The following is a 13861-nucleotide window of genomic DNA, read 5'->3' as shown; positions in this document are numbered from 1 at the left end:
AGCCTCCTCTACTTGTAGGGATCTGCCGCATCACGCAGGCCGTCACCCAGAAAATTGAACATTAGTACGGCAATGACAATGAAGATAGCGGGTATCAGCAGCCACGGATGATGCGCAAGCGTCTCCAGGTTCTGCGAGTCCTGCAGCAGCACGCCCCAGCTGACGACTGGCGCCTGAAGCCCCAATCCCAGAAAGCTAAGCGATGTTTCCCCGATTATCGTCGCAGGAATCGATAGCGTTGTACTGACAATAATATAGCTGGCAAAGGACGGAAGAAGATGCTTGCGGATAATGCGTATATCCGTAGCGCCCGAGAGCCGGGCCGCCATTGTAAAATCCTCTTCGCGCAAGGAAAGAATTTTCCCCCGCACCACCCGGGCAAGACCCGTCCAGCCGATAACGGAGAAGATGATGATCATCCCGAAGTAAATTTGCAGCGCTGTCCAGTCCCTCGGCAGCGCCGCTGCGAGCGTCATCCATAAGGGAATGGTGGGAATACAGATCAACAAGTCAATTGTCCGCTGAATGATGGTGTCGGTAACCCCGCCCAAATAACCGGAGAATCCGCCCAGGAGCAGCCCAAGGATAAGGGTAAATACAATACCAAGCAGCCCGAAGGAAAGAGAAATTCTGGATCCATAAATAATCCGCGACAACATATCCCGGCCAAGCTGATCTGTACCAAGCGGAATGAATGCCTCATTGGAATCCTGAAGGCCGATCAGATGAATGTCCGATTGAATAAACCCCCACATTTTATAAGGCTCGCCTTTGACAAAGAAGGAAATCGGATACTTCCGCGATGTATCCTCAACAAAGGTGCGGCGGAAGGTTTCCACATTCATTTCTTCTTTGAGGCCATAGACGAAGGGCTGCAGGCTGAAGCCTTCCTGCTTATCGATGAAATGGATTTTTTGCGGCGGAGCATTTTTATATTCAGGATACCGTAAGGCCGGAACGCCTGGTGCCAGGAATTCACAGAAGATGGCTGCCAAATAAAAGAGCAGAAGAATAATGGCTGCAGCGACCGCCATTTTATGCTTTTTAAATTTCCACCACATGAGCTGCCATTGAGAGGCTACTTCCACATTTTCAAGCCTGCTTTTTTTGTCGGGCCTTGGCTTCCTGTTCCTCCGAAATCTGCTCGATAGCTGGGTGATCGCGCTCATTCAGTGCCTCCTCCATATCTAATCCTCGGATCCAGTGCCGCCAGCAGAATATCCGAGAGAAGCGTCCCAATTACGGTCAATACACTAATAATGAGCAGGAAGCTGCCGGCCAGATACATGTCCTGGAACATAAGCGCCTTGAGCAGCATCGGTCCTGTTGTAGGCATATTGAGCACGATGGAGACAATCGCTTCACCGGAAATCAGCGCGGGAAGAGTCCATCCTATGGTACTGATTAAGGGATTAACCGCCATACGGACTGGATATTTAAATAGCAGCTTACGCTCAGAGACGCCTTTTGCCCTGGCTGTGATCACATACTGCTTGCTGAGCTCATCGAGCAGCATTCCCCTGGTGACACGGATGAGGCCTGCTGTTCCGCTCATCCCGATTACAACGACGGGCAGCGCAAGTCTTGGGAGCATATTCAACACTTTATCGATACTCCAGGGCGCATCCTGATACTCCGGCGAGAATAAGCCCGTTATGGATATCCCGGTCTGGGCAAAAACCGCATAAACAATGATCAAGGCGATAAGAAAACCGGGAACAGCAAGACCGATAAAGCCGATAAACGTAAATACATAATCCATAACCGAATATTGCCTTGTTGCTGAATAAATGCCAATCGGTATGGCGAGGATCCACACGAAAATAAGCGAAATAATGGATATGGTCATGGTCAGGGCCAACCGCTCGCCGATCACCTCCGTTACCGGCATGTTCCATTGGAAGGAACGCCCTAAATCTCCGTGCAGAATGATATTCTTCATCCATACCAGATACTGCATGTACATAGGCTCATCAAGACCATACTGCAGCTTCAAATTAAGAATGGCACTGTCATTCACATCCGTACCGGATAGCTTTAAATTGGCAATGTATGTGGTCAGGAAATCGCCCGGCGGCAGTTGAATGATGACAAACACAATAATACTGATGGCGACCAGCAGCGGAATGAGTTGAAGAACCCGATAACCGATATAATTTAACAAGCACTTTCCTCCTTCATGCCAAGCATTCCTGCCTCTTGTTATTCCAGGTCAATGTTTGAGAGAACCCAGCCCCTACTAAAACCCGCCGGGCTCTCTCATGCGGACATCCGTCTAGTTACCGAACCAGAACTGTTCCCCGCTAAAGTTTGCGGCAATAGCAAAGGACTCCTCAGTTGGAACATTATGCAGCTTGGAATTGACGATCAATGGCTGCTTCACTTCTTCAATCGGGACGAAATACCAGTTCTTCTCTACAAAGTCCGACCTGATTTGCGCAAAAATTTTCTGTGCCTCTGCCGGCGCCGCAGCCGCCGCGGTGTCAATTTGAGTGAATAGGGCTTTTACTTCGGCCGGCGGCTCCACACCCTCCTTGCCGCCAGTTGTGCGCCATCTTTCCCAGGCTGGCGCCCAGTTTCCGATACCCCAGTCGCCCATATACCACAGGGGGGTATGTGTCCAGATCATGGTCGCCCGAAGCTCATTTGCGGTGTTGCGGGTGGTCCAGAGGGCTTGGTCAATGGTTTTCATCGTTACATTCAACCCCAGCGCCTTCCACATTTCGACAACAAGCTGTGTCATGGGAACGATATCCGGAGCCTGTGCCCCTACCTCAAAGGGAATCGTAAATTTCTTGCCGTCCGGGGCCGTGCGTATTCCGTCAGCGCCCTTCTTCATCCCCATCTCATCAAGCAGTTTATTTGCTTCATCGACATTGAAGGTTGGATCAGCGATAACGGACGGTGCGGCAAAGCCATAATAGATGGCATCGATAATCTCATCCCGGTCCAATGCCATATTGAGCGCTTTGCGGAAACGTACATCCTGCACAACACTTTGCCAGGATTTATCATCGAAGGTCATATTAAGGAAAATATCCGTTGGCGTGACATGCATATTGGCAAGTAAAGCCCTGTAGCCGCTTTTTTCATTTTCCTTATACAGGGGCATTTTGACCAATGCAGCCGATTCACGGGAAAAATCCACTTCGCCGGCAATGGTTTTCAATGAGACCATTTCGATATCCTGCACCATGGTGCTCACAATCTTATCGATGTATGGAAGCTGATTCCCTGCCGTATCTACTTTGAAATAATAAGGATTTCTCTCGAAAGTAGCGGTTGTCTCAGTACTTTTCACAAAAACCCACGGATACAAGACAGGAAAGCCGATGGCCTTTTTACTCGTCAGTTCTCCGCTGGTAATGTCCTTTTCATTGAACAGCTTCGCCCACTCGCCAGGCTGGAACCCGGCTTTCTTAATTAAGGGCTCCAATTTATCAAGCGGTGTGTATTTGGTATGGAACTGCTTCAGATAATGTGCCGGCTGCAGCAGTTCGGAGTAGCCTCTCCAGCCTTGAATGGCTAGACGGATTGCAAGACCGCCATAGGGCCTGTCAAAAACCAGCTTGAAGTTATACTGGTCCGCAATCTCAAGCTTGAACGGCGCGCCTTCCGGAACGCCCCCTCCACGAAGATAAACCGGAAAGATGGGCGTTATGTCCGTATTCAACAGGACATCCTCAACTGTGAATTTGACATCATCCGTTGTAACGGGCTGGCCATCCGACCACTTGAGTCCCTCTCGCATAACAAAGCTGAACGTCTTTTGGTCTTCGCTCATCTTGAAGTCCTTCACCACATTGCCCGTTATTTCTTCTCCAAGGATACCGGGCGTGTTGATGAGAGGCTCATCATTCATAACAAAAACATCGGCATCCCAGTCAACAGCAGAGGTAATGGTTCTTAAAGTGCCGCCATAGGTGCCATTCTCATATTTCAGCAGGCTTGCCGGCATTTCATTGGTGATCTTGTAATCCTTCGGAAGGCGGTCTTTGACAGGTGGCAGGGATTTGTCATTCAGAAAAGGAGATTGATTGAACTCGGTAATCTCCTTCAATTCAGCCGTCTCTGCCGGTTCAGCCACTACAGGTGTCTGTTCCGTGTCGGCATTGTTTGAGGGGGTCTTGTTCTCTTCGGCTGCAGGGGTATTGACAGTCGTTGCAGAATCCTCACAACCAGCTAATAATACAATAGCCGCGAGTATTATTGAGAGGATGATCAAACTCGTTTTCCTCATCTTTTGCCCTCCATTTTTGAAAATGTTTGAGTTTTTTTATTGCAGCCTTACACTGTTCCACTATAAAATTTGATTATTTATCCTTCTTCAACCTCCCTCCATCCTCCTAAAATAAGTATAAATTTACATGTAAACGTTTTCTTTTTGCCTATTTTAGAATAATGGGTTGAAACGTATCTGACATCGTCTACTAAGACATTTTTATAGTCTATTGAGACAACTTTTAACAATTGTCTTGTCCCATAAACGGAAATAATCGGATATAATCGGAATCCGCAGAAGGATACCTTGAGCTTGGGGTCATGGATACGAGGCTCCTGAGAGGGTAAAGCAAATAAGTTCTATAAGAATAAAAAACCCATGGAACGGTGTCATCATGACAACCATTCCATGGGAGAATCAAAAGGATGGGGTACAACACTTAAGCTAAACACGGGGAAACGTTATTATGGGGGAAGTGCATCCGCATGAACCGCTCCATCCTCGCAAGCGCCTCATTCAGCTTCGGCAGTGAAACCGAGTAGGAGCAGCGGATGAAGCCTTCGCCTCCCGGTCCGAACACGCCGCCTCCAACGGCTGCAACTCCGGCTTCCTTCAGCAGACTCAGGGCAAACTGCTCCGAGGTGAGTCCGGTGTGTTTAATAGAAGGAAAAGCATAGAAGGCGCCCTGCGGTTCATGACAAGGCAGGCCAATCTCCCGCAGCCCCTGGACGAACGAGCCCCGGCGCTCCTTGAACGAGCTGATCATGCGGTCCTTCTCCGCATGGCCGCTGCGCAGCGACTCGATTGCGGCAATCTGCCCCAGCACAGGCGCGCAAATGGCGGTGTACTGATGGATCTTGAGCATGGCGGCAATAAGCTCCCGATTGCCGCAGGCATATCCAACCCGCCAGCCGGTCATTGCGAATGCCTTGGAGAATCCGCTGATCACGATCGTCCGGTCCTTCATTCCCGGGAGCGATGCGATGCTGAAGTGCTGCCGGTCATAGGTCAGCTCCGCATAGATTTCATCGGAGATGACAATCAGATTGTTCGCGATCGCAAGCCTCGCAATGGGCAGCCAATCCTCCCTGGACATGACGGCTCCGGTGGGATTGTTCGGGAAATTCACGATGAGCACCTTGGAACGGGGCGTAATCCGCTCCTGCAGAGCCTCCGCCGTCAGCTTGAACTGCCGCTCGGCCGATGTCTCCACCTCGACGACGACTCCCCCATGCAGACTGGCAATCGGCGAATACGCAATATAGCTGGGGGCGCTGAGAAGAACCTCATCGCCGGCACCGATCAATGTCCGCAGGGCCAAATCAACCGCTTCACTGCTTCCAACCGTCACCAGCACCTCGCTCGCGGGGTCATACCGAAGCTGAAAGCTGCTGCCCAGATAACCGGCTATTTCCTCGCGCAGCTCCAGGAGACCGGCATTGGGCGTATACATCGTTCGGCCTTCCGCCAATGCCCGCATGCAGGCCTCTCTGACATGCAGAGGCGTTACAAAATCCGGTTCCCCCACGCCAAGCGATATCGTATCGCTGCCTGCCTCCAGTTCAAAAAACTTGCGGATCCCCGAAAGGGGGATATCCCGTACATGCGGCGTGATAAAATCATTCATGCTCATCGTGTTAACTTCCATTCTCAAACGCTCCCCTTCAGCTCATCATTTGTTTGGCCGTCCCGCCGATTATCCGGATTCCCCTGCCGATATCCTCATCGGATACCCGGGAGAATCCGATCCTCATCGTATTCTGCCCTCCGCCGTCCGTGAAGAAAATATCGCCCGGCGTAAAGATAACGCCCTGCTTCCGGCATGCATCCAGCAGCTCCCTTGTGCTGAAGCCCTCCGGGAATGTGACAAACAGGTGCAGCCCCCCGTCTCCGGAAAGCGAGGTATAGGGAATATGCTCCCGGCAGCAGTGCATCGTCCATTCGTATTTGCGTTTATACTCGGCTCTCGCTTTCTTCAAATACTTCTCCAGATTGCCGTTGTACAGATACTGGTACAGAATCGACTGATCCAGCGTAGAGGTATGAATGCTGCGGGCCCGCTTGACGCTTTCCAAATAATAGATCAGCTCCCGGTCAGCCAGCACCCAGCCTACGCGCAGTCCCGGAAACAGCACCTTGGAGAAGCTGCCGATATAAACCACATTGTTGCCCTGGCCGGCCGCTGCAATGAGCGGCGACACATGAGAGCCCGAGTAACGCAGCTCCTCGTTGAAGCCATCCTCTATAATCGGAATCTGATAGCGCTCCATCAGCTTCATCAGCGCAAGCCTTTTCTCCGGCGACATCACAATGCCCGTGGGATTATGATAAGACGGAACGAAATACGCGCAATCATAGGCACGCTGCGCAAGCGCCCGCTCCAGCTCCCCGAGGTGGATCCCGTCCCGCTCCATTGCGATCCCGGTTATGTCGAACCCGTGCAGCTTGAGGTTCTTGAGCGCCGTATGGTGAGTCGGATTCTCGCAGATCACGGAGCCGCCCGGCCTGCTCAGGGCCGATAATACAATGTCGAAGCCCTCCGTAAACCCGTTCGTGATGAGAATATCCTTGCCTTTCAGATCGACTCCCTTATGATCCATGTAGCGGAGCAAATAATCCATCAGGGGCTTGTAGCCTTTGGCATAACCGTAATTCAGCAGCACATTGCCCTCCACTGACATCCGGTCCAGAAAAGCCCGCTTCACATTATCCAGATCAAACAGCTTCTCGTCGGGCGCAATGCTGGTGAAGGAAATCGTTCCCCTGTCCGCCCGTATGCCGTGCTTCATCAGATCCAGCTCCTCGGCCAGCCGGGCATTCCCGTTCAACCGGGCCGCCCAGTCCATCCGCCAGGATGGAGCTGCCGCACTGGCGTTATCGGCGAGCGCTGCCACGTAGCTGCCTTTGCCCTGAAGCACATAGACGAAGCCGTCCGCCTCCAGATCCGCATAGACCGCCATCACCGTATTGCGGCTGACCTTCAGCAGCCCGCCAAGCTCGCGCGTGGACGGAAGCTTCTGCCCCGCCTGCAGGGCGCCTTTTATTATTAACCGTTTCATGTAGTCCTTTACTTGAATGGCTACCGGACGTTCATCTATGAGTTTAAAATCATTAAACACGGTTCATCGCCCCCATAGCTATCATGGCACAGAAGGAGGGTTAAAAAAAGAACCACGGCCCTGGATTTTTAATCCGGTCGTGGTTCATGCGGTTCGCCCGCTGTATCAACGGTAATTGTGCGAGCTCCGCGTGCGGAAACGTCTTCCGATGCTTCGCAGATGTTACAAGCGAGTTATCTGCTTGTCACTTGGTGAAGAAGCTGTTGTACCCAGCCCTGCCGGTTATTCGCCATTATAGCGAAATAACATAGCCTGACCCGCTGGCAGTCGGGAAGGACAGCGTATCTCCCGATAACTCATATTCGACCTGAGAGCCTGTCGACTGATCGGTGACAGATGGTTGGTGATGTGCAAAAGAAGGATGCTGAATAACCGCCTTCTGCCCTTTTCTTGAACGGATTACCGCTTGCTTCAGCGTCCCCCGCCCCCACTCCATATCAATTACGAAGCCGCCCCTGGCTGCCAGACCATGCACATGCCCGCTTGGCCAGGCGTCCGGAAGAGCCGGCAGGAGCTGCACCGCATGCAGATGGCTTTGCATCAGCAGCTCGTTGACAGCCGAGACCGCCCCGAAGTTGCCGTCGATCTGAAAAGGCGGGTGGGCGTCGAACAAATTCGCATAGACGCCGCCCTGGCTGGCATCCATCGTCACCTCGGACACCGTGGTCACTCTCAAAGCATGGGTCAAGAGCCGGTAGGCCCGGTTTCCGTCCAATAGCCGCGCCCAGAGATTCATTTTCCAGGCAATGCTCCAGCCGGTCGAGAAGTCGCCCCGCGCCTCCAGCGAAACCTTGGCCGCATCCGACAATGCGGGATCCAGCGCAGGAGATATCTGCCTGCCGGGGAATACGCCCATCAGGTGGGACATATGTCGGTGCGAGTTGTCCGGATCGTCCTCCGTCATCCTCCACTCCCGCAGCTGCCCCCAGCTGCCAACCTTCACGCCGGGATCCAGCTTGCCCAGCTTCGTCTCCAGCGATTCCCGGAATGCCGCATCCTCATCCAGCACCTTGCTTGCCTCAATCGTATTGCTCAGCAGATCCCAGATCAGCTGCTGCGCATAGGCGACGCCATCCTCGTCAGGGCCATGCTCCGGCGACCATTCCATCGGCGCCACCCAGCTGCCGCCCGGAGCGAGGACCAGGCGGTCAAGCCAGAATTCGCAAGCGCTCTTCATGACGGGATAGGCGCTACGCGCCAGATAATCACGGTCAAGCGTATACCGGTAATGCTCCCACAGCTGCATGCACATCCACGCGTTGGCGGGATTATTCAACCGCCAATCGGAGTAGCCGAAAATGTTCATCTGCGTATAAACGGTCCAGCCCCTTGCGCCCATCGACTGCGCCGTGCTGCGCCATACGGGCTGAACAATGGCCTGATTATAGATAAAGTCCAGGTAAGGCTTGTCCATCTCGGACAGATTCGCGGATTCGGAAGGCCAATAATTCATCTGTACATTAATATTCGTATGAATATCGCTTTGCCATGGCGGCGTGTTGGAGTTATTCCAGATTCCCTGCAGGTTCGCGGGAAGCGGCAGCCCCCGGGAAGAGCTGATCAGCAGATAACGCCCGTACTGGTAATAGAGCACTTCCAATGCGGGATTAAGCTCGCCTGCGGAATATCCGGCGAGCAGCTCGTCTGTCGGAATTTCCGGTTTCTGTTCATTCAGACTGAGCTGAACCCTGCCGAACAGCGCCTGGTAATCGTCCCTATGCCGCTCCAACAGCTGCCCGTACGACTTGGAAGCAGCTTCATTGATTTTCTCCGTAAGCGCTGTGGATAGTCCCGTTCCCGTATAACTTGGAGAGTGGGGATCATAATCGGTTCCCGCTGCCGCCAGAATGGTAACGGCATTGGCATTGCTTACGATAATTCCATTCTCGTCTGAAGCAATGGAACCGCCTTCACTTTGGATGAGAAACTGCGCTTCATAGGAAAGAACCGTCAATTTCCCTGTCAGCCTGGCCCGGTTTCCCGAATAGGCAATAATGCCATCCCGGCTGTCCGCCAGCTTGAAGGTAAAGCTGATTTTGTTCGCTTCGCTGCATGTAAACCGGGCCACAATCACATCATCCGGGCTGCTGCTGAAGTATTCCCGCTCGAACCGCGCTGCTCCGATGCTGTAGCTGACGCGGGACACGGCCTGCGCAAGGTCCAGCTCCCTCCGGTATCCTGCTACCTCTTCTGCATCCGGGAACGCCAGATAGATATCCCCGAAGTTCTGGTAATTGCCCAATGATTCCGCCGACCCCGTCCAGAGGGTCTTATGGTTGAACTGGATATGCTCCCGCTGCGTTCCGCCGAAGATCATCGCCCCCAGCATCCCGTTGCCGACCGGCAGCGCCTGCTGCATCCAATCCTCAGCCGGCTGTCTGTACCACAGGCAGAGCCTGCTTTCAGGGGCACCGGATAATTTTCCTGCTAGTTCCCCCGGATTATTGATACGGTTTTGCATCATTTTGACCACCTTTCTAACGCCGTTCCTTGGCTCCTGAAGCAGGTTTCTTCATCTTCTTATGATTTGGTTAAAAAGCCCTCCCTTGACAAGAGCGGGAGGACTTACGATTTAAAGGATATCATATGGGATGTGATCATGGAAGCAGAGGCTTCATATTGAACGAAAGCCCCTGCTCCGCAAATGAAAACCTATTTAAATGAAGCGTCATACGCCTTTTGCATGATTTCCAGATAACGGCCGACCTTCAAATCTTCCAGCCCTTTGACATAGGAATCCCAGTCTTTGTCCAGATCCTTGTTGCCGGTAATGAACTGAAGCGCGCTCTGATCGACATAGCTCTTGATGTTCGTCTGCAGAATGCTCGCTTCATCCGCATCCGCCGCATCTACCCACAGTGCCCAAAGCGGGAAGAGCTCCTTCGGCTCCTTGCCTTCGTACAGCAGCGTCGCATTGTACAGTCTTCGTTCATAACCGTCCGGCGCGTAAATATCCGTGCCTTGTACGAAGCTGTCACGGTATTCTTTGGGCTGGTAGAAATGTCCCATGCCGCTCCAGCCCGCATTGGAAGGAGCAGCTCCCTCTACCGCAGGAATCAGCGTAAATTGAGGCTTTACATCCTTGCCCAGCGCCTGCTCGCCTTCCACCGGATCCTTCCAGCCGATGCCCTTCATACCGTTTGATGCATTGGTTTCGCCTTCCGGCGTGAACATGTAATCAACCATCTTGATCAAAGCGATTTGCGCTTCCTTGCTGGCCTTGTTCGTAATGACGAATTTCGCGCCGGATGAAACGCCGCCGCCATCATGAGTCGCATAGGAAGCATGAGGTCCGGTCAGCGGAGGAATCGCATCGTAATCGCTGCCATTCTTATTGCCCGCATCGGTATTCACGAAGATCGCCGGATGCATGGCTGCCGCCGCACCCAGAATTTGCGCGTCGGCATTCTCGCCGATTTTCTTGAGCGTGTCGGCATTTTGCGTAAACGCGCCCGGATCGATCAAGCCCTCGTCGAACAGGGATTTAATATAAGCCAGACCTTCCTTCCACTCCGGCTTGTTAGCCACCGTGTCCACTTTTCCGCTGGCAAGACTCAGGTAATTCCGGTCGTCGTCATAAATAAATCCATTCATCAGATAGGGGATGACATGAACGCCGAAATCCTCTTTCGATCCGCTAAGCGGCACTTCGTCCGCTTTGCCGTTGCCGTTGGGATCGTTATTTTTAAACGCTTCCAACACTTTTTTGAAATCCTCGGTCGTTTTTGGCGTTTCCAGGTTCAACTGCTTCATCCATTTGCTGTTGAGCCACATTTTGTTGGGATATGAACAGTGAAAGCATTGGGTGAAAGCAACAAGTCCATAAATATTGCCGTCAGGCGCTGTGTTATACGCTTTCAAATCAGGGTACTTTTCCATGGCTGCTTTAATATTAGGCGCATACTGGTCAATCAGATCGTTCAAGGGAATAAGCACGCCCTGTTTGCCATACTTCAGAACATCGCCTTGCGAGAATTGGTCGATGTAAGCCGTCAGCATATACGCTTCCGGATAGTCTCCGCTGGCAAGGGAGATTTGACGTTTTTCTTTGGCGCCGTCGTAAGGGATGATCTCCCAGTTGAATTTGGCGTTGAATTTCTCTTCAAGAAATTGCGTAAATTTATTCGTCTTGAGATCCGTGCCCTGCTCCTGCTGGGCAAATAAACTGATCTCTACCGGCTTCGCGCCCGTTTCCCCTGTCCCCGCTCCGGCTAAGGCATTGGATGCCGTTCCTGTTGTATTATTCTTCTCCGAGCATGCTGCCAGGAACATGCTGACCATCGTGACGATGATGAATAAGCTTACCAATCTCTTTTTCAACTTATTTCCTCCCCTATGAATATGTATCCTGAAAATACTAAAAGCTCATGATTATGGTTGTTTTGGCCCGGGTTCTATACTACATAAAAATCACCCCTTTCATCAATGGGGATAAGCCCCAGTTATTAACCCTTAACCGACCCCACCAGCATCCCCTGGACGAAGAAGCGCTGCACGAACGGGTAGATGATCAGAACAGGCAGCGTCGCCACGACAATCAACGAATATTTGAGGAGCTCGGCGAGCTGCTGTCTCTCGACCATTTTCATCGCGTCCATGGAGCTTGCGCTGTTGTTCAGCACGATGATGCTTCTGAGGATCAGCTGCAGCGGGAACAGCTCCGCCGATTTGAGGTAAATCAGAGCGTCAAAATAAGCGTTCCATTGCCCGACGGCATACATCAGCACGAGTACGGCAATGATCGGCTTGGAGAGCGGGACGACTACGCTGCGCATGAAGCGCAGATCGCTGCAGCCGTCGATTTCGCTGGCCTCCACCAGCTCATCCGGAATGGAGGCTTGAAAGAATGACCTGGTAATAATGACCTGCCACACCCAGATGGCGTTCGGAATGAGCAGAGCCCACCGTGAATCGATCATTCCCATTTCTTTTACAACCATGTACGTCGGAATCAAGCCGCCGCTGAAAAGCATAGTGAACGTAATCAGCATCATGAGCACATTGCGCCCGTAGAAGGTTTTGCGCGATAACGGATAGGCAATCATGATGGTCAGCAATACGCTGATCACCGTTCCCGCTAACGTATAAAACAGGGAATTGCCATAGCCCTGCATGATTTGCGGGGTATGGAACAAGGTCTCATACCCCTTGAGCGAAAAATCGACGGGCCACAGCCAGACGCGGCCGGATGTGACGGCCGACGGGCTGCTGAACGAGCTGCTTACGATATAGATGAGCGGATATAAGACAATTACCAGCACAAAAGCCAATGCGACATAAATCGCTGTCAAAAATATTTTATCGCCTGTTGAATCCCTGATCGCTGTTTTCATAGCCGACATAGCTGCACTCCCTTTTTACCAGATACTGTTGTTGGATACCCTTTTGGCAATCCCGTTGACGACTACCAGCAGAATAAGATTGATGAAAGAGTTGAACAGGCCGACCGCAGTCGCAAAGCTGTAGTTCGCATTAAGCAGCCCGACCTTATACACATAGGTCGCAATAATTTCCGAAGTGGATGTAGTAAGCGGATTCTGCAGCAGATAGATCTTCTCGAAACCAATCGCCATAATGCTTCCCACATTCAAAATGAGCACAATCGTGATCGTGGGCAGTATCCCGGGCAGATCCACATTCAGTATCTTCTGGAAACGCGTCGCTCCGTCTACCTTGGCCGCCTCGTACAGCACGGGATCAATGCCGGCCAGCGCCGCCAGGTAGATGACGGCCGAGTAACCGGCTGTCTGCCAGATATCGGACCACACATAGATGGAGCGGAACATTCCCGGTTCGCCGAGGAAATTGATGGAATCCATGCCCATGGCATTCATCGCTATATTGACAAAACCCAGTCGCGGAGCCAGAAACAGCATGATGATGGAGACCATGACAACCGTAGAGATGAAATAAGGCGCGAAGGAAACGAGCTGGACAAGCCGCTTGAACCTTCCGACGCGTATTTCGTTCAGGCCCAATGCCAGCAGAATGGGAATCGGGAATCCGGCGAGCAATTGATAGCCGCTGATGAGAATCGTGTTCTTGATCAGCGTCCAGAACATCGGATTATCAAAAAACAGTCTGAAATTGTCGAATCCGACCCACGGGCTGCCCCATATGCCCTTCATTACGTTGTATTCCTTGAAGGCAAGAACCGCGTTGAGCATCGGGTAATACTTGAATATAAGGAAGAACAAAGCCGGCGGAAGCACGATCATATACAGCTGCCAATGCTTCTTCAGGCTCTTCCCCGCGGCTTCTGCGAAGCCTGCCCTGCCGCTTCGCGGAAGCGTCCTTTGATTGGTTAGTGTGTCCGTATCCAAAACAATACCCCCTAATGTATCGATGCCTTATGAAAGGTGACAGCGCTTTCTACACGACTGATTGTATGTGATTTTTCCGGGCAATGAATAGGTACATCTGGGTCGTTTTGCGTACAGATTTCCTTGTTTCAGGGGTCCATTTGTCCGCAGCAGCGTCCTCTAATCCCTTGTATATCAAGGGGAAAGGACATCTGCGC

9 protein-coding genes are annotated in these 13861 nt (G+C 52.0%); all 9 read right to left on the bottom strand.

Features of this window, described 5'->3' with window-relative positions; all coding sequences use genetic code 11:
* Positions 1-8 precede the first annotated feature (8 nt).
* Positions 9-1169, bottom strand: a complete 1161-nt coding sequence (locus AC0YOB_RS31725) for an ABC transporter permease (protein ID WP_475796187.1) — start codon at positions 1167-1169, stop codon at positions 9-11.
* Complete coding sequence (locus tag AC0YOB_RS31720) at positions 1166-2164, bottom strand: ABC transporter permease (RefSeq protein ID WP_475796186.1); 999 nt, start codon at positions 2162-2164, stop codon at positions 1166-1168. The genes AC0YOB_RS31725 and AC0YOB_RS31720 overlap by 4 nt, the downstream gene beginning before the upstream one ends.
* A 111-nt stretch (positions 2165-2275) precedes the next feature.
* A complete protein-coding gene (locus AC0YOB_RS31715) occupies positions 2276-4240 on the bottom strand; it encodes an ABC transporter substrate-binding protein (RefSeq protein ID WP_475796185.1) in 1965 nt (654 codons plus the stop codon).
* A gap of 421 nt (positions 4241-4661) precedes the next feature.
* Positions 4662-5870 (bottom strand): aminotransferase class I/II-fold pyridoxal phosphate-dependent enzyme, encoded by a 1209-nt coding sequence (locus AC0YOB_RS31710; RefSeq protein ID WP_475796184.1) that lies wholly within the window; start codon positions 5868-5870, stop codon positions 4662-4664.
* 16 nt (positions 5871-5886) lie between these two features.
* Positions 5887-7341 (bottom strand): aminotransferase-like domain-containing protein, encoded by a 1455-nt coding sequence (locus AC0YOB_RS31705; protein WP_475796183.1) that lies wholly within the window; start codon positions 7339-7341, stop codon positions 5887-5889.
* A 232-nt stretch (positions 7342-7573) separates the two neighbouring features.
* Positions 7574-9805, bottom strand: coding sequence for a glycoside hydrolase family 95 protein (locus AC0YOB_RS31700; RefSeq protein WP_475796182.1), 2232 nt, complete (start codon positions 9803-9805; stop codon positions 7574-7576).
* A gap of 188 nt (positions 9806-9993) precedes the next feature.
* The gene (locus AC0YOB_RS31695; RefSeq protein WP_475796181.1) at positions 9994-11661 is read right to left on the bottom strand and encodes a type 2 periplasmic-binding domain-containing protein; all 1668 of its coding nucleotides are present in this window, start codon (positions 11659-11661) and stop codon (positions 9994-9996) included.
* 125 nt (positions 11662-11786) lie between these two features.
* Positions 11787-12683: a carbohydrate ABC transporter permease gene (locus AC0YOB_RS31690; RefSeq protein ID WP_475787789.1), complete on the bottom strand. Its 897-nt coding sequence runs from the start codon at positions 12681-12683 to the stop codon at positions 11787-11789.
* A 15-nt stretch (positions 12684-12698) separates the two neighbouring features.
* On the bottom strand, positions 12699-13559 hold the full coding sequence (locus AC0YOB_RS31685) for an ABC transporter permease (RefSeq protein WP_210044781.1): 861 nt from the start codon (positions 13557-13559) through the stop codon (positions 12699-12701).
* Positions 13560-13861: the final 302 nt, after the last annotated feature.

It is taken from the genome of Paenibacillus sp. JT31N17 (assembly GCF_056269255.1).
This window is presented reverse-complemented; position numbering and strand designations above follow the sequence as displayed.